The sequence below is a fragment of the Streptomyces sp. NPDC026394 genome (genome assembly GCF_055567735.1).
This window is the reverse complement of record NZ_JBVHPX010000024.1, coordinates 83,624-102,075: the sequence shown is the minus strand read 5'-3', so window position 1 is coordinate 102,075 and position 18,452 is coordinate 83,624. Positions and strand designations below refer to the sequence as shown.

Annotated in this window: 16 protein-coding genes; 11 read left to right on the top strand and 5 right to left on the bottom strand. The window is 72.6% G+C overall.

Features of this window, described 5'->3' with window-relative positions; translation table 11 throughout:
- Positions 1-32 precede the first annotated feature (32 nt).
- Together ACZ4QV_RS35730 and ACZ4QV_RS35725 are read left to right on the top strand one after the other, a co-directional pair.
- Complete coding sequence (locus ACZ4QV_RS35730) at positions 33-593, top strand: hypothetical protein (protein ID WP_361592292.1); 561 nt, start codon at positions 33-35, stop codon at positions 591-593.
- Between the two features lie 137 nt (positions 594-730).
- Positions 731-1,720: an alpha/beta fold hydrolase gene (locus tag ACZ4QV_RS35725; protein ID WP_467763997.1), complete on the top strand. Its 990-nt coding sequence runs from the start codon at positions 731-733 to the stop codon at positions 1,718-1,720.
- Between the two features lie 137 nt (positions 1,721-1,857).
- Here the strand turns inward: ACZ4QV_RS35725 and ACZ4QV_RS35720 are convergent, their stop codons facing one another.
- Complete coding sequence (locus ACZ4QV_RS35720) at positions 1,858-3,354, bottom strand: amino acid permease (RefSeq protein ID WP_361877636.1); 1,497 nt, start codon at positions 3,352-3,354, stop codon at positions 1,858-1,860.
- A 528-nt stretch (positions 3,355-3,882) separates the two neighbouring features.
- On the opposite strand from ACZ4QV_RS35720, the gene abc-f reads away from it, so the two are divergent.
- From abc-f to ACZ4QV_RS35690, 6 genes are all read left to right on the top strand, one after another.
- Positions 3,883-5,529 carry a ribosomal protection-like ABC-F family protein gene (abc-f, locus tag ACZ4QV_RS35715; RefSeq protein ID WP_467764005.1) on the top strand — a complete coding sequence of 549 codons (1,647 nt, stop codon included), beginning with the start codon at positions 3,883-3,885 and terminating at the stop codon, positions 5,527-5,529.
- A gap of 362 nt (positions 5,530-5,891) precedes the next feature.
- Positions 5,892-7,034 (top strand): baeRF2 domain-containing protein, encoded by a 1,143-nt coding sequence (locus ACZ4QV_RS35710; RefSeq protein WP_361640036.1) that lies wholly within the window; start codon positions 5,892-5,894, stop codon positions 7,032-7,034.
- A 270-nt stretch (positions 7,035-7,304) separates the two neighbouring features.
- Complete coding sequence (locus tag ACZ4QV_RS35705) at positions 7,305-7,691, top strand: GntR family transcriptional regulator (RefSeq protein WP_361640054.1); 387 nt, start codon at positions 7,305-7,307, stop codon at positions 7,689-7,691.
- Positions 7,688-8,581, top strand: a complete 894-nt coding sequence (locus tag ACZ4QV_RS35700) for an ABC transporter ATP-binding protein (protein WP_361640034.1) — start codon at positions 7,688-7,690, stop codon at positions 8,579-8,581. The genes ACZ4QV_RS35705 and ACZ4QV_RS35700 overlap by 4 nt, the downstream gene beginning before the upstream one ends.
- The gene (locus ACZ4QV_RS35695; RefSeq protein WP_361640032.1) at positions 8,578-9,585 is read left to right on the top strand and encodes an ABC transporter permease subunit; all 1,008 of its coding nucleotides are present in this window, start codon (positions 8,578-8,580) and stop codon (positions 9,583-9,585) included. Before ACZ4QV_RS35700 ends, ACZ4QV_RS35695 begins: the two co-directional genes overlap by 4 nt.
- Positions 9,586-10,063: 478 nt before the next feature.
- Complete coding sequence (locus tag ACZ4QV_RS35690) at positions 10,064-11,290, top strand: amidohydrolase (protein WP_361592300.1); 1,227 nt, start codon at positions 10,064-10,066, stop codon at positions 11,288-11,290.
- Here the strand turns inward: ACZ4QV_RS35690 and ACZ4QV_RS35685 are convergent.
- A complete protein-coding gene (locus tag ACZ4QV_RS35685) occupies positions 11,254-11,463 on the bottom strand; it encodes a hypothetical protein (protein ID WP_361592302.1) in 210 nt (69 codons plus the stop codon). The two genes, ACZ4QV_RS35690 and ACZ4QV_RS35685, sit on opposite strands and share 37 nt — an antisense overlap.
- A gap of 306 nt (positions 11,464-11,769) precedes the next feature.
- On the opposite strand from ACZ4QV_RS35685, the gene ACZ4QV_RS35680 reads away from it, so the two are divergent.
- Positions 11,770-11,937 carry an LPFR motif small protein gene (locus ACZ4QV_RS35680; RefSeq protein ID WP_361158322.1) on the top strand — a complete coding sequence of 56 codons (168 nt, stop codon included), beginning with the start codon at positions 11,770-11,772 and terminating at the stop codon, positions 11,935-11,937.
- Between the two features lie 132 nt (positions 11,938-12,069).
- On the opposite strand, the gene ACZ4QV_RS35675 is transcribed toward ACZ4QV_RS35680, so the two are convergent.
- The gene (locus tag ACZ4QV_RS35675) at positions 12,070-14,169 is read right to left on the bottom strand and encodes a catalase (RefSeq protein ID WP_361158325.1); all 2,100 of its coding nucleotides are present in this window, start codon (positions 14,167-14,169) and stop codon (positions 12,070-12,072) included.
- Between the two features lie 349 nt (positions 14,170-14,518).
- On the opposite strand from ACZ4QV_RS35675, the gene ACZ4QV_RS35670 reads away from it, so the two are divergent.
- Positions 14,519-15,358 (top strand): SigB/SigF/SigG family RNA polymerase sigma factor, encoded by an 840-nt coding sequence (locus ACZ4QV_RS35670; RefSeq protein WP_361158328.1) that lies wholly within the window; start codon positions 14,519-14,521, stop codon positions 15,356-15,358.
- Between the two features lie 51 nt (positions 15,359-15,409).
- Positions 15,410-16,243, top strand: a complete 834-nt coding sequence (locus ACZ4QV_RS35665) for a VOC family protein (RefSeq protein WP_361158331.1) — start codon at positions 15,410-15,412, stop codon at positions 16,241-16,243.
- A gap of 100 nt (positions 16,244-16,343) precedes the next feature.
- On the opposite strand, the gene ACZ4QV_RS35660 is transcribed toward ACZ4QV_RS35665, so the two are convergent.
- Positions 16,344-17,102, bottom strand: a complete 759-nt coding sequence (locus ACZ4QV_RS35660; RefSeq protein WP_361158334.1) for a class I SAM-dependent methyltransferase — start codon at positions 17,100-17,102, stop codon at positions 16,344-16,346.
- Positions 17,103-17,239: 137 nt separating this feature from the next.
- Positions 17,240-18,451 (bottom strand): aminotransferase class V-fold PLP-dependent enzyme, encoded by a 1,212-nt coding sequence (locus ACZ4QV_RS35655; RefSeq protein WP_361158336.1) that lies wholly within the window; start codon positions 18,449-18,451, stop codon positions 17,240-17,242.
- Position 18,452 lies beyond the last annotated feature (1 nt).

Sequence of the window (18,452 nt, the reverse complement as noted above, 5' to 3'; positions counted from 1 at the left end):
CCGCGCCGGTCTGGCCTCGTATGAACGGATCGATGACGGGGACGCGGTCGCAGCGCGTGGCGGGGGCCACCGCGGCCGCGGTGCTGGTGACGCTGGCCGTGACGGTGACGGCCGGCGGTAATGCGCCGGTGGCCGCCGTCGCCGGTGGAGTACCCGCCGCGGGGCCGGAGCTGACACTCGCCGACACGACGGACACGTACTACCTCCCCCGGTACCGCCTCCCGGTCCGGGACGACCTCCCGGCGGAGTACCGGATCACGCTGAAGGCCCGGGAACCGCACGTCGTCAAGGGCGTCACGGTACGGATCGACCTGTCCGTCCTCGCGGGCCTGGCGGACGTCACCTGGGTGGACAAGGGGCACCGGTGCGCGCCGGCGGGCCAGATCATCACCTGCGCGCTGGGGGATGTCGAACAGGGCGTGGCCTTCACCCCCTTCCACCTCACCCCGCGGCAGGGGGCCGCCCCGGGGCCGGCCGGAGCCATGACGACCACCGTGACCAGCGCCGACGCGCCGACTGTCCGGCACACCACCCAGGTGATCGTCGGCGCCCCCGCGCCGCCGCCCGCCAGTACCCCCGACGGCCGGGGGTGAAGCCCGCCCGAAGGCGTTCCGCCGCGCGGCCGTTGCCCGTACCGTTCGGTGCGTCACGTGAGACCTCGCACCGATCGACGGGCCACGTGAGACCCCGCACCGAACGGTGCGTCCGGCAGACGACCGCGGGAGGACATGTGTCCAGCGCAGTGGAGCACAGCTCCGTCGAGGTGAACGGCGTCCGGCTGCACATCGCCGAACAGGGGGAGGGGCCCCTGGTCCTGCTCCTGCACGGCTTCCCGGAGTGCTGGTACTCCTGGCGCCACCAGTTCGCGCCGCTGGCGGCGGCCGGGTACCGGGTCGTGGCACCGGACCAGCGCGGTTACGCGCGCAGCGACCAGCCGGCCGACATCGCCTCGTACACCATGCTGCACCTGACCGGTGACGTGATCGGGCTGATCCACGCGCTGGGGGAGGAGCGGGCGGTCGTCGTCGGCCACGACTGGGGCGCCCCGGTGGCCTGGACGACGGCGCAGCTCCGCCCGGACGTGGTGCGCGGGGTCGTCGGGCTGAGCGTGCCGCCCGCGCCGCGCTCTCCCCGAGCGCCGCTGGCCCACCTGAGGGAGTTGCTCGGGGACGGCTTCTACCAGGTCTACTTCCAGGAACCGGGCGTCGCCGACGCCGAACTGGCCCAGAACCCCACCGCCACCTTCCGCGCGATACTGTCCAACGGCTCCGGCGACAGCCCGTTCACCGACCCGCCGCGCCCGTGGGTCGTTCCGGAGGGCGCCAAGCTGCTGGACACGATGGAGGAGCCGGCGGAGCTGCCCGGCTGGCTGACCGAGGAGGACATCGAGACCTTCGTCGGCGAGTTCGCCCGGCACGGTGACCGTGCCTTCACCGGCGGCCTGAACTGGTACCGCAACATCGACCGTAGCTGGGAACTGCTCGCGCCGTTCCAGGGGCGTGGCATCGACGTACCCGCGTTGTACATGGCGGGCGACCGCGACCTGGTCCGGGCCTTCCCGGGCGTCGATCAGCTACTGCCCGCCCTGGAACGGCTGATGCCGAACCTGCGGCAGGCCCCGGCCCTGACCGGTTGCGGCCACTGGACGCAGCAGGAGCGGCCGGACGAGGTCACCGCCGCGCTGCTGGAGTTCCTGGCGGAGCTGCCCGCGGCGAAGTGAGGACGGAGCGGACCGGCGCACCCTCTTCCCGGGAGCGCGCCGGTCCGTTGTACGCGAATACGGATGTACGGGTGTACGGGTGTGCGGCACCGAGGCCATGCACGCTGCCGTACGGGCCCGCCCGGCCCGCCGTACCGCTACACCGTGACGTCGGCCTCTTCCACCGCGCCCCGTGCCCGCTCGTTGAGCTTGCTGTGCCGCCGGCCGTAGCCGAAGTACAGCGCGAGGCCGACCGCGAGCCACACCAGGAAGCCGACCCAGGTGATCAGCTGGAGGTTGAGCATCAGGTACAGGCAGCACAGCAGCGAGACCAGCGGGATGAACGGCACCCACGGCGTACGGAACGCGCGGGGCAGGTCGGGGGCGGTGCGCCGCATGATCAGCACACTGGCGGAGACCGAAGCGAAGGCGAACAGCGTGCCGATGTTGACCATTTCGGCGAGCAGGTCGAACTTCAGGAACGCGGCCAGCGCAGCCATGATCACGGCGAGCACGATCAGGTTGGCCTTCGGGGTGCCGTGCCGCGGGTCCACCCGGCACAGCGCCTTCGGCAGCAGCCCGTCCCGGGCCATCGCGAAGATGACGCGGCTCTGCGACCGGAAGCAGATCAGGCTCACCGCCGCGAGGCCGACCACCGCGCCGAGGCTGATGACCGTGGCGAAGAAGGGATGGCCTTTCGCGGTGAAGGCGTCGGCCAGCGGAGCCTTGACCGACAACTGCGAATAGTGCTGCATTCCGGTGACCACCAGGCACACCGCCACGTACAGCACGGTGACGATGATCAACGAGGCGATGATGCCGATGGGCAGATCACGCTGCGGCCGGCGGGTCTCCTCGGCGGAGGTCGCCACCATGTCGAAACCGATGTAGGCGAAGAAGACCATGGCGGCGGCGCTGAGAATTCCCGCGACACCGAATGCCGTCGGGGTGATGCCCGTCAACAGCTGCAACAGCGGCGCCTGTAGTCCGGACACCTCGGCGGTGTGCTGGGCCTCCGGCACGAACGGGCTGTAATTCGCGGTGTCGATGAAGAACAGCCCGGCGACGATGACCAGCAGCACAATCGCCAGCTTGATGCCGACCAGCACATTGGTGACGCCCTTGGACAGCTTTCCGCCGACGACGAGCACCGCGCCCAGGACGAGCACGAGAAGCGCCGCGGGAAGATTCACCACGGCGTCGTCGCCCCCGCTCAGCGCGGCGGGCAGGTGCAGCCCGAGGCTGTTCAGCATCGATTGCAGATAACCGGACCAGCCGACCGCCACCACCGCGGTGGCCAGAGTCAGTTCGAGGCTGAGCGCCCAGCCGATGATCCAGGCGGGCAGTTCGCCGAGCGAGGTGTACGAATACGAGTACGCGGAGCCCGCGACCGGGACCGAGGAGGCGAATTCGGCGTAGCACAGCGCGGCGCAGGCGCAGACCGCGGCGGCGACGACGAAGGAGAGCGCCACGGCGGGCCCGGCCATGTTCCGGGCCACCGTACCGGTCAGCACGAAGATTCCGGTGCCGAGAATGACACCGACCCCGAGGATGGTCAGATCGAGCGCGGAAAGATCCCGGCGAAGTTGTTGTTCGCCCTCTCCACGAGCCTCCTTGACGGCTCGCTCCAAAGGCTTTTTGCGCAGCAGACTCACGGTGGGTGTTCCGAACTCTCTCAGGGGTACGGGAAACGGACGTACGCGTTCCCGGTCGGAGTCTCCGTCAGGCGTCCGCGTCCTCGCAACGTAACGCTCCGGCGTCTCAAATGCTGGGACCGGCGCCGGGACGTGGCGGACCGCGTGCGGGAAAGAGCCGGACCCGCGCGAACCGGTGCGGGCGGGTCGCAGCGCCGCACATTCCGTTCGTCCGCCGCGCCCGTCGGCTACAGTGGAGGACATGGCTTCCTGGTACTACTTCATCTGAGACCGGGCGTGACCGCGGACGGCTGACTCTTCGCCGCCCCGCCGTACGACCGGCAGCGCCGCCGCCCGCGCAGGATCACCTGTCGCCTGGCCGCCGCGCCGATTCCGCGGTCACCTTCTTGCCGCAGCCGCAGCCGCATTTCGCATTCCCCTGCGCGCTGCCTTCCCGGCCTCCATCGGAATCCGGCCCCCGTGCGCAGGCGCACGGCGCGGCCACGACGTACCCAGGGAATTCCCGCGCGCCACCGTGCCCAATTGACCATGAAAGACGTCTCCCGCAGCTACGGCGACCGCACCGTGCTGGAGCAGGTGTCACTGACCGTCCGCCCCGGCGAGAAGGCCGGCGTCATCGGAGAGAACGGCTCCGGCAAATCCACGCTGCTCCGGCTGCTGGCCGGGGCCGAGGCGCCGGACACGGGCGAGATCACCGTGTCGTTCCCCGGCGGCATCGGCCACCTGGGCCAGACCTCGCCACTCGACCCGCGCGGCACCGTCCAGGACGCCGTCGACGCGGCCCTCGCCGAACTGCGTGACCTGGAAGCCCGGATACGCGCCGCGGAAGCCGCGCTGGCCACCGCGACACCGGACGAACTCGACGCGTACGGCGAGCTGTTGACCACGTACGAGGAGCGCGGCGGCTACCGGGCGGACGCCCGCGTGGACGCCGCCCTGCACGGCCTCGGCCTGGGCCACCTCCCCCGCGACCGGGTGCTCGGCTCACTCTCCGGCGGCGAGCGGTCGCGCCTGTCGCTCGCCTGCGTCCTGGCCGCCGCGCCCGAACTCCTCCTGCTGGACGAGCCCACCAACCACCTCGACCAGCAGGCCACCGCCTGGCTGGAGGCACACCTCGCGGCGCACCGCGGCACGCTGGTCGTCGTCACCCACGACCGTGACCTGCTCGAAGCGGTCACCTCGGCCATCCTTGAGGTCGACCGCGACCTGCGGACCGTCACGCGGTACGGCGACGGCTGGCAGGGTTACCGGACGGCGAAGGCCGCGGCCCGCCGCCGCTGGGCGCAGGACCGCGAGGAGTGGCTGGCGGAGGTCGCCCGGACCGCCGACCTGGCGGAGTCGGCCGGCCGACGGCTGGCCGGGACCGGCAAGGACCCGCACGAGGGCTTCGGCAAGCACCGCCGCTCGCACGAGGCGAAGCTGTCCGGCCAAGTCAGGGCGGCCCGGCAGCGGCTGGCCCGGCTCCGGCGCCACCCGGTGCCGCCGCTTCCCGTACCGCTCCGGTTCACGGCCGAACCGGCCACGGCCGCTCCTCCGGCGGTCGGGGCGGCGGAAGGGCTCGATGGGGCCGCCGCCCCGACCGCCCAACTGGCCGGCATCACGGTCGGCGACCGGCTGCGCATCGCCGAGCTGACCGTGCGGCCGGGCGACCGCCTTCTGGTGACCGGCCCCAACGGCGCGGGCAAGTCGACGCTGCTGCGTGTCCTGGCCGGTGACCTGCGCCCCGACACAGGTACCGTGCGCCGGCCGGCCCGTACCGGATACCTGGCGCAGGAACTGTCCGCCGCACCGCCCCGGCAATCCCTGCTCGCCGCCTTCGCGGCCGGTCTCCCCGGCTCGCCCGAGGAGCACGCGTCCGGGCTGCTGGCCCTCGGCCTGTTCCGGGAGGAGGACCTGACGGTCCCGGTGGCGGCCCTGTCCGTCGGCCAGCGGCGCCGGCTGGAGCTGGCGCGCCTGGTGACGCGCCCCGCCGACCTGCTGGTCCTGGACGAGCCGACCAACCATGTCTCCCTCGCCCTGGTCGAGGAGCTGGAGGAGGCGCTGTCCGCCTACCGCGGCGCGGTGGTCGTGGTCTCCCACGACCGTCGCTTCCGCAGCGGGTTCCGCGGACGTGAGCTGGAGCTCGACGGCGGCCGGGCGGTGCGGGAGCGCGAGCGTCTCGCGGGGAGCCGCTGAACGGACGGTCGGCGGGCGCGCTCCGGGTGCGCCCGCCGTACCGAGGGCCGAGAGTGGAGGAGGAGCCCGCGAGGAGCCCGCGAAGAAAGGGTGAAGCGACAACCAGTCCGGTGGCGGAGGGGCATGGCGGCGCGGTGAACGGGCACGCGTGCGGACACGCCGGACGGCGGCACACGGCCGAGGGCCCGGTGCACCGGAACGTGTCCGGCGCACAAGGCCCACCGGCCGCACACGCCGCACAGAAACCGTCCGCACACGTTGCAACCGTGGAAAACCGGGCACCCGGAACACCGTCAAGACATCACCGTCAAGGCTGTCACGCCTGTCAGCCGGTGACCCGCGCACCCTGAGGAGGAAGCGCCATGCACCTCTCGCTCCTTCAACCGATCATCGACCGGCCGGGCCCCTGGGCCTCCGTGTACGCCGAGGTGCCGCACAGTACCGAGGACGCGGCCAAGCAGCGGGAGCTGTCGGCGGACGCGGCGGCCCGGCAGCTCGCGGAGCAAGGGGCGGACCGGGCCACGTGCGATGCCGTGCGCGAGGCCCTGGCCGGATTCCGCGCCGACGGCGACACCGCGGCCCCCGCCGGGCGGGCGGTCTTCGCCACGGACGGCGAGGTCGTCCTGGACGCGCCGCTCGCCGGGCGCCCCGCCCAGTCGTTCGCGGCCTGGTCACCGCTGCCCAGGATCACGCCGTGGGCCGAGGCCGCGGCGGACAACGCCGGCTGCCTCGTCGTGTACGTGGACCGCACGGGCGCCAACTTCGAGCTGCACGACGACCGGGGCGGCGAGGAAGCCGGCCAGGTCGACGGCGTGGACTGGCCGATCCACCGCACCGCCACGGCGGACTGGTCCGAACGGCACTTCCAGACCGCGGTCGAGAACACCTGGGAACAGAACGCCGGCGAGATCGCCGAGGCCGCGCAGCGCGTCTTCGACAGCAGCGGCGCCAAGGTCATGCTGCTGGCGGGCGACCCCCGCGAACGCCGCTCGGTGCACGACAAACTCCCCGAGCAACTGCGCTCGGTGACCTACGAGAGCGACCACGGCGGCCGGGCCGCGGGCTCCGACAGCACCGCGCTGGCACGCGACATCGCCCACGTACGCGCCGCCCATGAGCGCGACCACGTGGCCGACGTCCTCGACCGCTTCCGGGCGGGCGCCGGAGTGGGTGGCACGGACCCCGCGTATGCCGCGACCGGCGTACCGGCCCTCGTCGAAGCGGCACGCGAACACCGCATCGACACCCTGATCATCACCCCCGGCGGCGCCGACGCCGGACGCGAGGTCTGGGTGGGCCCCGGCGCCGACCAACTGGCGGTCCGCAACTCCGAACTCCAGTACCTCGGCGAGACCAACCCGTCCGCGGCCCGCGCGGACGACGCCCTGCTCCGCTCGGCCGCCGCGAACGGCGCCGAAGCCGTGGTCGTCCGCGACCCCGCCGAAGCCCCCACCGGCGGCCTCGGCGCCATCCTCCGCTGGAGCACACCGACCCAGCACGAGTAGGGCCGCGTCAGCACCGGACCGGTGCCCGGGCAGTCTCCGCACTGCCCGGGCACCGGTCTTTTCCGTGCGCGAAAACGGTACGGAACGCGTCGGCGCGAGCGGGACACGCCAGGACCGCCCCGGAACCAGTACGCAGACCCGGAGGCCACCGCGAACCGGCCGCAACCGACCGCATTCCGGCCAACTCCCTTGCGGGGCAAGGCGAGAGACCTGCCCATGCAGCTAGGGTCCTAAAGTGCTAGGAGCCTAGATGAATAGAGTTGGTCCGTGATGGAGTTCCACCTCGACACCCGCTCCGGTGTCGCGCCGTACCTGCAACTGGTCCAGCAGGTACGCCAGGCGCTGCGCCTGGGCCTGCTCTCCGAAGGGGACCGCCTGCCGACGGTCAAGGATGTCGCGGCCCAGGTGGCGGTCAACCCCAACACCGTCCTCAAGGCGTACCGGGAGCTCGAACACCAGGGCCTCGCCGCGCCCAAGCCGGGCGTCGGCACCTTCGTGACCGGCACCCTCGGCGACACCACACCCGCCGAACACGAGCCGCTGCGCCGGGAGTTGCGGCGCTGGCTCGGCCGGGCGCGGGCCGCCGGGCTGGACGGGGAGGGTATCGAGGCCCTGTTCCGGACCACGTTCCGTACGCACATCGAAGAGGAGACATGACCGCGATTCTGGAAACCGCAGGTCTGGGCAAGCGGTACGGGCGCCACCAGGCGCTGACCGACTGCACCCTGAGCGTGCCGAGCGGACGGGTGGTCGGGTTGGTCGGCCCCAACGGTGCCGGAAAGTCCACCCTGTTACAACTGGCCTGCGGGCTGATCTCCCCGACCTCGGGCACCGTCACGGTCCTCGGCGAGCCGCCCGCGTCCGGCCCGGAACAACTGGCGAAGGTCGGCTTCGTCGCCCAGGACGCGCCCACCTACGCCACCCTGACCGTCGCCGACCACCTGCGTCTGGGCGCCCGCCTCAACCCGGGCTGGGACGCCCGGCTCGCGGACGACCGTGTGCGCCGGCTCGGCATCGACCCCGCACAGCGCGCCGGTGCGCTCTCCGGCGGGCAGCGGGCCCAGCTCGCCCTGACCCTCGCGGTCGCCAAACGGCCCGAACTGCTCCTCCTGGACGAACCGGTGGCCGCCCTCGACCCGCTGGCGCGACGCGAGTTCCTGCGCGGCCTCATGGAGTTCGTCGCGGAGCACGAAGCAACCGTGATCCTCTCCTCGCACCTCGTCTCCGACCTGGAGCGGGTCTGCGACCACCTGATCGCCCTCGTCACCTCCCGCGTCCGGCTCGCGGGCGACGTCGAGGAGCTGCTCGCCACCCACTTCCGCCTCACCACGGCACGCCGCGACGGCGACCGCCTGCCGGACGGCCTGGAGGTCGTCCGGGCCGTCCACACCGGCCGGCAGAGCACCTTCGTCGTCCGCGCCGAGACCGCCGTCCACGACCCGGCCTGGGTCATGGAACCGCTCGACCTGGAGGACCTTGTGCTCACCTACCTGGACCCGGCCGGAGCAGCCCTCGGCGCCCGACCCGTACCGGAGACGCTGAGATGATCTGGCTGACCTGGCGCCAGTTACGCGTCCACGTCCTCGTCGCTCTCGGAGCCCTGGCCGCGATCACCCTTCTCCTCCTGGTCACCGGCCTGCAGATGCGGCACACCTACGGCACCGCGGTCGCCGGCTGCACGCGGGGCTGCGACGCGGCCCAGGCGGCCTTCCTCTCCCGCTACACCGGCCTGTCCTACCTCGCCACGGGCCTGGTGATCGCCGTACCCGGTCTCCTCGGCGTCTTCTGGGGCGCGCCGCTCATCGCCCGCGAAGTCGAGGCGGGCACCCACCGGCTGGTCTGGAATCAGAGCGTGACCCGCGCCCGCTGGCTCGCGGTCAAGCTCACCACCGTCGGCCTGACCGCCGTCGCCGTCACCGGCCTGCTCAGCCTCCTGGTGACGTGGTGGGCGGGTCCGCTCGACCAGGTCGCCATGGACCGGTTCTCGCCCTTGCTGTTCAGCGCCCGCGGCATCGCGCCCCTCGGCTACGCGGCCTCCGCCTTCACCGTCGGCGCCTGCGCCGGGCTGCTGATCCGCCGGACCGTGCCCGCCATGGCCGTCACCCTCGCGGTCTTCGCCGCCGTCCAGATCCTGATGCCGGTCGCGGTCCGTCCGTACCTCCAGGAACCGGTGCACACCGACGTCGCGCTGGACCTCGCGGAGAGCACGTCGGGCCGCTACACGCTCCTCAGGTCGGGTTCCGGTGCCGGGGCCCGGGTGGATGTACAGGTGTCGAGGCCCGGTGACTGGGTCGTCTCCGGGGCGAGCCCGGTCCTCGACGGGGCGGGCCGGGACGTCGGCCGCAGTCTGGCCTGTGGGGAGAGTGCGGCGCCGGGCGGTGGCGGGGAAGCCGCCGGCTGCGCCGTCCCGACGGACCTGCACACGCGGATCGCCTACCAGCCCGCCGACCGCTACTGGGCCTTCCAGTGGTCCGAGACCGCGATCCACCTCGCCCTCGCCGGACTGGCGGGCGGGTTCTGCTCCTGGTGGCTGCGCCGGCGCAGGAGCTGAGGCGGCCGGGTCCGCGCGGCGGGCTCCTTCCGCCGGGGTCGGCCATCGGGTCCAGGGCCGCCCCGGCAGACAGGGCCGAGCTGGTCAGGCAGAGCCGTAGGAACCGGCTGAAGGCGCCGTGACCTGCTTGCTTCCGGCCTCGGTGAAGACCGTCACCGTCAATTCGACCTTCCTCTCGCTCTTCCTCCTGTGGCCCACGCTCGCAGGCTAGGAGCGGGCGCACCGGCCGGACAGGGCGCATGTTCCGCGCCCGGTCGCGGAATCCGGGCGCACACCGGGCCGAACGGCGCGTCCGCCCCACAAGGCGCGAGTGCACCGGAACCGCCTGCCGGAGCGGACGGAACGGCGGGCACACTCTGGGCCTGGCGGCGGCCGCCGCGTTACGGTCCAAGACCACGGACCGCTGAACCGCACATCCACCAGGCGCGTTCCGGCCGCACCGGCCGCCGCTGGACGCGCACCGACGAGGAGGCCGACCTTGGCCCGTACCGCCCCCGCCCCTGACGCCGCGATCCGCGCCCGGCTCGACACCGTGCGCGACCCGCTGCTGTCGCTCGCCCGCGACCTCCACGCGCATCCCGAGACGGCGTTCGCCGAACACCACGCGGCCGACGCCCTCACCCGCCTGCTGGCGGAGGCGGGCTTCGCCGTCGAACGTGGTACGGCGGGGCTGCCGACCGCTTTCACGGCCAGCGCGGGACCGGCCGACGCCGACCTGACCGTGGGCCTGTGCCTGGAGTACGACGCGCTGCCGGACCTCGGCCACGCCTGCGGGCACAACCTGATCGCCGCCGCCGGGGCGGGCGCCGCCATCGCGCTCGCGGCGGTCGCCGGCGACCTCGGGCTGCGGGTGAAGGCGCTGGGCACGCCCGCGGAGGAGGGCGGTGGCGGCAAGATCCTCATGCTGGACGCGGGAGCCTTCGACGACGTGTCGTGCGCGCTGATGGTCCACCCGGGACCGGCGGACGACTTCGGCGGCACGTCCCGGGCCTCACGCGGCGTGCAGGCGGAGTACCGGGGCCGCGCCGCGCACGCGGCCATCGCGCCGTACGACGGCCTGAACGCCGCCGACGCGTGCGTGGTCGCGCAGACCGCGCTGGCCCTGCTGCGCCAGCAACTGCCCGACGGGGTACGGATGCACGGCATCGTCACGCACGGCGGCGACCGGACCAACATCATCCCGGCGCGGGCCCGGATGAGCTGGCAGATGCGCGCCGACACCCTGGACGAACTGGAGACGTTGTGGCCCCGCATCCGGGCCTGTTTCGAGGCGGGCGCGGTGGCCACCGGGTGTGAGCTGACGCTCACCGAACCGTCCCCCGCCTACGCCGACCTGCGCCAGGACGCGTGGCTCGGCGACACCTACGCACGGCACGTACGGGCCCTCGGCCGTGACCCCGAGCCCGCGGTGTTCATCGGGGCCTCCACCGACATGGGCAACATCAGCCAGGTGCTGCCCGCCGTCCACCCCAGCATCGGCCTGTCCTGCCACGCCCGGCCGCACACGGCGGAGTTCGCCGAGGCGACCATCGGCGAACACGCCGACCGTGCGGTGCTGGACGGCGCCCTGGCCATGGCCCTGACGGCCGCGGACCTGGCCGCCGATCCTGAGCAGCGGGCCCGGGTCACGGCGGCTCACCGTGCCCGGGCCCGTCCCGCCGGTACGCGTCAGGGGCGCTCGTCGGCCGGTTCGCCTCTCGGGTGACCCGCCGCGTTCTGCTGCTCCTCCAGGTTGGTGGAGAACGTGTCCCCCTCCTTGCCGACCCGCTCGTCCTCGTCCTCGTCGTCCGTGACGTCCAGCTCCGCGTCCTCGAACTCCTTGACCAGCTCGTCGGCGGCGGAGTCGGTGTGCCGGCGGTCGTTTCCCGTGGATCCCATGGAGCGGTCCTTCCTGTGGGCCCGAAGGCCGTGCGGCCCGGCGGGCCGGTCGTCCGGCCCGCGCCGCGGCCCGGGCCTCGCGGTGCGGTGCGGTCGCCGGGCGCCGGTGGTACCAGGCGCCCCACGCACCAGCGGGTTCCCCGCCGTGCGGTGATCATGCCCCGGGGCCGGCGGCCCGTTCGCCCGTACGGGTTTCCGGTGCCGTACGGGGGCTACCCGGTGCTGCGGCCGTGCGCGGCGGGCCGGGGGACGGGCGTCCGGCCGGTCCCGGTCCGCCGCGACCACCGAGACCAGGAGGTGCGTGGGATGTTCCGAGCGATCGCGGACGTGCTGAGGGCCGTGGGCAGCACGCTCGCGGCAGTCGTCACCCTGCCGTTCAGGGCGCTGGCCCGGCTGTTCGGCGGCGCCTCGGGCTCGGCCCGCCGACCCCGCCGGACCGGCGCCCGCCGACCCCGCCGGATGGGCACCCGCTGACCCCGCCGGACCGGCGCGGGAACCGGGCCGGCGGCAGGCGAAGGGCAGGACGAAGGCGGCAGTACGAAGGCGGGCAGTAGGAAGGCGGACGGCCGTTTCGCGGCCGTCCGCCTTCGTGTCCGTGGTCCGGGGTCAGCCGGGCAGCGCCGGGCGGTTCCAGTGCCGGTGTGCCGCGACCGCCTCGGCGAACGCGCCCGTGAAGTCCTGGGCCGTCGCCCCGGCCGAGAGCCGGTCGGTGACGATACCCACCTCGGAGACGGTCGCGTCACCGTCGGCCGCCGTACGCAGCTCGCCCGGAAGCTGGTCCGCCAGCTTGTCCACGCTCGCCCCCAAGGCGCCGATCGGCTTGCCGTGGCGGTACGCGCTGCGGACGAACCGCAGGGCCGCGTCGTCGGCGGCCGCGTTGCCGGAGTCCAGGCCGCCCGGGGGCAGCAGCACCGCGTCGTAGAGCACCGAGGCGACGGTGGGCAGGGCCCGGTCCACGGCGAGGGTGCTGCCGTCCTTGTCCTGAACGGTGCCGTCCTGCGGGGCGAGCAGCTCCACGATCGCGCCCTGTTCGGTCAGCGCGTCGCGGACCGCGATGGTCTGCGCCGCGTCCACGCCGTCGGAGACCAGCACGGCGATCTGCCGGGTGCTGATCGAGCCGTCCCCGCGGTTGTTCTCGAAGCTCAGCGCGGGGGAGGGGGCCGGCTGCGGCGTGTTCGGGCGCTCCTGCGGCGCGGGGACGCCGACGCCCTCGGCGACCGCGACGGCCAGCGCGTGGTCCACGTACGAGAGCTGCTCGACCGTACGGGCGCGTACCTCCTTGGCACCCACCTTGCCCAGCTCGAAGCGGAACGCGTCGACGATGTGCTTCTGCTCCCAGTCGGCCATGCTGTGCCAGAACATGGCCGCCTGCGTGTAGTGGTCCTCGAAACTGGGGCTGCGGCGCCGGATCTTCCGGCCGTCCACGCGCTCGGTGTAGTGCCGGAAGGCCGGGTCGTCCGGGTCGGCCAGCGCGGGGCAGCCGCCGCCGAGCGAGTTCGGGTGGTAGTTGGCGCCCCGGTGGATCTCGTTCTGGTGGTAGCCGTCGCGCTGGTGGTTGCGGACCGGGGCGACCGGCCGGTTCACCGGGATCTGGGCGAAGTTCGGCCCGCCGAGCCGGATCAGCTGGGTGTCCAGGTAGGAGAAGTTGCGGGCCTGGAGCAGCGGGTCGTTGGTGAAGTCGATGCCCGGGACGACGTTCGCCGTGTGGAACGCGACCTGCTCGGTCTCGGCGAAGAAGTTGTCGGGGTTGCGGTCGAGCACCATCCGGCCGATGGGCTCCACCGGGACCTGCTCCTCCGGAATGATCTTGGTGGCGTCCAGCAGGTCGAAGTCGAACGCGTGCTCGTCCGATTCCGGCACCAGTTGTACGCCCAGCTCCCACTCGGGATAGGCACCGGCCTCGATCGTGTCCCACAGGTCCCGGCGGTTGAAGTCGGGGTCCCGGCCCTGCGCCTCCTGGGCCTCGTCCCACACCAGGGAGTGCACGCCCAGCTTCGGCTTCCAGTGGAATTTCACGAAGGTGCCTTGACCCTGCGCGTTGACGAACCGGAAGGTGTGCACGCCGAAGCCCTGCATCATCCGGTAGCTGCGCGGGATGGCCCGGTCGGACATCAGCCACATGATCGTGTGCAGCGTCTCGGGCTGCAGCGAGACGAAGTCCCACAGCGTGTCGTGCGCGGAGGCACCCGTCGGGATGTCGTTGTGCGGCTCCGGCTTCACCGCGTGCACGAAGTCCGGGAACTTGATGCCGTCCTGGATGAAGAAGACCGGGAAATTGTTCCCCACCAGGTCGTAATTGCCCTCCGAGGTGTAGAACTTCGTCGCGAACCCCCGTACGTCACGCACCGTGTCGGCGGACCCGCGCGGGCCCTGCACGGTGGAGAACCGGACGAATACCGGGGTTTTCACGGACGGGTCCTGGAGGAAGGCGGCCCGGGTGAATTCCGCACACGACCGGTACGGCTGGAAATACCCGTACGCACCCGCACCGCGCGCATGCACCACCCGTTCCGGGATCCGCTCGTGATCGAAGCGGGTGATCTTCTCCCGGAAGTGGAAGTCCTCCATCAGGGTAGGGCCGCGCTCGCCGGCCTGAAGGGAATCGTCGGTGTGGTCGACCGGCACGCCCTGGTCGGTTGTCATGGGCCCGGAGGCCGGGTCTTCGGCGCGGAAGCGGTCACGCTGTTCTTGCTTCGGGTCGGCCATCGGATTCTCGCTCCTTGTCTGCCCTGTCCACTCGTGTGCGGGCGCCCGTACGACGAATGCGCGCCGCGTCCGGCGACCCGGCGCGACGGCACTCCGCCGGGCTGGGTATCCGGCGGGCCGGGAAACCAAACATGCATTTCGGCCCGGTCGGATGACGGGGTGCAGCGACGTGTGAGCGCTCCGCAGGCGAGCCGCCGCTGATCGTCCTATGCTCGGTGTGCAGACGTTGGGCGTATGCCGCGTACCAGGTCGGACCCGGTGTGCGGGCAGCCGGAGGCTGTCCGGAAGGTGTGCCTCCGCCGTCTCGGAGACGACGCCCAGACCCCGCGTCCGTTGGGAGAGTGGTCCCGTGAGCACACCTGCCACGGCTCCGTCACGCCGCCGACGAGCCTTTCCGGACACCCCGGACGCGGCCGAGACGAACGCCGTTTTCACACGCCTGGCAGAACTGCCCGAAGGCCCGGAGAAGAGGCGGTTGCGCGATGAACTGACACGCGCCTGGCTGCCGATGGCCGTACGCCTCGCACTGCGTTTCCGGGACCGCGGTGAAAGCATGGACGATCTGAAACAGGTGGCCGCACTGGGGTTGGTGAAGGCCATCGGCGGGTACCGGCCCGAGCGTGGCAGCGCATTCGAGAGTTACGCGATCCCCACCATCGTGGGCGAGGTCAAGCGGCATTTCCGGGACTGCACCTGGGGCGTGCACGTACCCCGTCGCGTCCAGGAACTCCGCAACACCGTACGGATCGCCGTGCGCGAACTGGCCGCGGCCTCCGACAGTCGTTTCCCGACCGTCTCGGAAATCGCCGAACGCACCCGGCTCTCCGCCGACGACGTCATCCTCGGCCTGGAAGCCATCGAAAGCTACAAAACCCTTTCGCTGGATGCCGAGCGGCCGGGCGCCGACGACGATTTCGCCCTCCGTGACAGTATCGGTTTCACCGAGTCGCAGTACGAGCTGGTGCTCGCCCGGGAAACGGTGCGCGACGGTCTGCGCGGCCTTCCGGAACGGGAGCGCCGCATCCTGTACATGCGGTTCTTCTGCGACATGACGCAGAGCCGCATCGGCGAGGAACTGGGGCTGTCCCAGATGCACGTGTGCCGTCTCATCAAGCGGACCTGCGCCCGCATTCGCGAGCAGGCCGACGGGACCGGCCCCGAGGCGCCCGCCAGTTCGGTTGCGGCATGACCCGGTGAAATGACATGCGGTCCCGCCTTTCCTGGTAGGACCGCAGTAGCAGTGCTGGACACAATGGTGGAGAAGGGCCGGCTTTACATGGGCGAGTGCCAGATGACGTTCGTTCCCGGGGTGCCGTCGTGGGCCACCCTCCTGACGGGGGACCTCGACGTCGCGACGCGTTTCTACGGACCGCTGCTCGGCTGGCGGTTCGAGGCCGGGCCGGACCGGTGGGGCCCGTACGTACGGGCGATGGCCGGGGACACGGCGGTGGCGGGGCTGAGCGCGGCCGCCCGCCACACCGAACTGCCCAACGCGTGGACGACGTACTTCGGTACGCGCAACGCGGACGACGCGGCGAACGGGGTCCGGGAGCGCGGCGGCACGGTCGCCATCGGCCCGCTGGACTTCGACGCCGGCCGGCTGGCGCTGGCCGCCGACCCGGCCGGGGCCAACTTCGGCCTGTGGGAGTGCCGCGAGAGCGTCGCCGGGACCAACCGGCAGCCGGTCGGTCCCGGCGCGCCGGTCTGGGTGGAGCTGCGCACCCGGGACGCGTTCGACGCCGCGCGGTTCTACGGCGACCTCTTCGGCTGGTACAGCGAGGCGGACGGCAGCCCCTTCGACGTGCGCTGGGAGGACGAGCGGGTGGTGCTCAGCGTCGACGACCGGGACGCGGTGGGCCTCTACGGCGGCGCGATCGAGGCGGCGGCCGACCCGCAGGTACGGCCGCGCTGGAACATCCACTTCCAGGTGCCGAGCGTCGAGGAGGCCGTGGAGACCGCGAAGAAGCTGGGCGGCCAGGTGGAGTCCCAGGCCGAACGCACCCCGCACGGCCCCGTGGCCGAACTGCGCGACCCGGAGGGCACCCTCTTCCACATCATCGGCGCCGTCACCTGAGCCCGCCGGGCCCACGGCACGGCCCCCCCGATCCCGCCGGGATCACCGCACAGCCACGCCCCGAGCCCGCCGGGACCACCGCCCGCCGCGCCGACCGGAACTACCGCACCGCCACCAGCACCGCGTCCTCGCCGAACTGCCAGACCGGCGCGGCGTGCCGGAACCCGGCCCGGCGCAGCAGCCGTACGTGGTGGGACAGCGGCAGCCCGTTGTGCACGCTGTGCGCCGTGTGCCGGGCGCGGCGGGCGGTGAACGGGCCGGCCAGCTCCGGGTCGGCGGCGGCAGCGGCCCACCAGGCCGCCCAGTCCTCGTGACCGGGCGGCCGCTGCCGTTCCGCCCGCCGCAGCCCCACCTGCGCCGCCACCTCCGCCGCCCGGTCCCCCCGCGGGCTGCGGAACCGGTCGCTGTTGACGAGCACACCGCCGGGCCGGACGAGACCGGCGAGGTCCTCGTACGCCCGGCGCAGCGCGTCCGGCGCCAGGCAGTGCAGCGCCGTCGACGAGACCGCCGCGTCCAGCGGGCGGTCCAGGCCCAGGGCGCCGGTCCAGCCGGCCGCGCCGACCGGCGCCTCGACGAACCGCACGGCGTCGCCGTGGTGGGTCCGGCCCAGAGCCAGCAGGACGGGGTCCTTGTCCACCGCCACGACGTCCGCGCCGGGCAGCCGCCGGGCCAGCCGCGCGGCCAGCGACCCGGGCCCGCACCCCAGGTCCAGGACCAGCGACCGCTCCTGCCGCGCGGTGACCTTCTCGACGGCATCGGCGACGACCGTGAAGCGCTCCTCACGGTCGATCGCGTACCGCTGCTGCTGTCGTTCCCACCGCCGCACCCACAGGGCGGCCGTAGCCGTGCTCAGTCCCATCCGGTCGCGCCACCTCAGCCGTCTCGCACCTGTCCGCCGGTGGTCCTCAACCTACAGGTGAAAACGGTTTCCAATGGCGTGCTGTCACTCCAAAGGGGGCACTCCGCACTCCGCAGGGGACGCCCCCCCCCGGTGGGTCAGGCGCACGCCCCCAGCACGTCCAGCAGCCGGTCGATCTCCGCCGGTGAGTTGTACGCGTGCAGACTCACCCGGACCGAGCGCTGCCGCTCGCCCCCGCTGCCCTGGCAGAGACTGTCGGAACGGACCATGAAGCCGTGGTCGAACAGCGCGAAGCCGAGATCGCCCGAGTCGATGGCGCGGTGTCGGAAGGTCACGATCCCCTGCCGCCGCTGGATGTCCGCGTCGGCCGCCAGACTGCGCCGGCAGCCCACGACCTCGTACGCGGGCAGGTGGCGCAGCCCCTCGGTCAGGCGGGCGGCCAGCGCGGCCGCCCACCGCTCGACGCGGCCGGTGCCCACCGTGTCCAGCCAGTCGAACGCGGCCAGCAGGCTCCGGATGCCGGTGGTGTTGGGGCTGCCGTCCCACCCGCCGGGCACGAAGGCCGGCCCCCGCGCGTTACGGGCCCACACGGCACCGGAACCGGGCAGCGCCAGGGCCTTGTGCCCGGAGAAGACGGCGAAGTCCACGTCCAGGTCGGCCAGCGACACCGGGATGTGGCCCACGCTCTGCGCCGCGTCCAGGCAGATCGGCACGTCCGGGCCCACCGCCTGCCGGATGCGGTGCACGTTCATGTCGCCGCCGTAGACATGGTGGACGTGGGTGACCGCCACGAAGCGGGTCCGCGGCCCGGCCAGCGAGGCCAGGGCCGCCGGGTCGTAGTCACCGGATCCCGCCTGGTACGGCATCGGGCGGACCCGTATGCGCAGACCCTGCCGGGCGAGCAGGTCCCGCACCTCCAGCCACGGGACGATGTTCGCCTGGTGGTCGGCGAGCGGGACCACGATCTCGTCGCCGTCGGACAGGGTGCCGGCCAGCCAGTCGTGCGCGACGGCACGCAGACCCGCCGTCGCCCCGCTGACGAAGTGCACCCCGGAACGTTCCGGTTCCGGATCGCCCAGGAACTCCTTGATCCGCTGCCGGGTCTCCTCGACCAGTGCCGTGGTCCGGTTGGCCCAGGTGTAGGTGCCCCGCCCGGCGTTGGCGTTGCCGGTGGTGAGGTAGTGCAGCACGGCGTCCAGCACGGCCTGCGGCTTCTGGGTCGTGGCGGCGTTGTCCAGATAGGCGAGTTGCGGGGCGCCCGTGATGATGGGGAACTGGGCGCGTACGCCGGTGTGCCAGGCGTGCAGTTCGTCCAGCGCCGCGGTGGCGGGCACGTTCGTCGTGGTCATC

Excerpts from the sequence above, each read along its gene's own strand:
- ACZ4QV_RS35675 (WP_361158325.1), bottom strand. The coding sequence starts at position 14,169 with ATGGCCGACCCGAAGCAAGAACAGCGTGACCGCTTCCGCGCCGAAGAC.
- ACZ4QV_RS35680 (WP_361158322.1), top strand. The coding sequence starts at position 11,770 with ATGTTCCGAGCGATCGCGGACGTGCTGAGGGCCGTGGGCAGCACGCTC.
- ACZ4QV_RS35705 (WP_361640054.1), top strand. The coding sequence starts at position 7,305 with ATGGAGTTCCACCTCGACACCCGCTCCGGTGTCGCGCCGTACCTGCAA.
- ACZ4QV_RS35710 (WP_361640036.1), top strand. The coding sequence starts at position 5,892 with ATGCACCTCTCGCTCCTTCAACCGATCATCGACCGGCCGGGCCCCTGG.
- ACZ4QV_RS35700 (WP_361640034.1), top strand. The coding sequence starts at position 7,688 with ATGACCGCGATTCTGGAAACCGCAGGTCTGGGCAAGCGGTACGGGCGC.
- ACZ4QV_RS35660 (WP_361158334.1), bottom strand. The coding sequence starts at position 17,102 with ATGGGACTGAGCACGGCTACGGCCGCCCTGTGGGTGCGGCGGTGGGAA.
- ACZ4QV_RS35685 (WP_361592302.1), bottom strand. The coding sequence starts at position 11,463 with ATGGGATCCACGGGAAACGACCGCCGGCACACCGACTCCGCCGCCGAC.
- ACZ4QV_RS35730 (WP_361592292.1), top strand. The coding sequence starts at position 33 with ATGACGGGGACGCGGTCGCAGCGCGTGGCGGGGGCCACCGCGGCCGCG.
- abc-f (WP_467764005.1), top strand. The coding sequence starts at position 3,883 with ATGAAAGACGTCTCCCGCAGCTACGGCGACCGCACCGTGCTGGAGCAG.
- ACZ4QV_RS35655 (WP_361158336.1), bottom strand. The coding sequence starts at position 18,451 with ATGACCACGACGAACGTGCCCGCCACCGCGGCGCTGGACGAACTGCAC.
- ACZ4QV_RS35695 (WP_361640032.1), top strand. The coding sequence starts at position 8,578 with ATGATCTGGCTGACCTGGCGCCAGTTACGCGTCCACGTCCTCGTCGCT.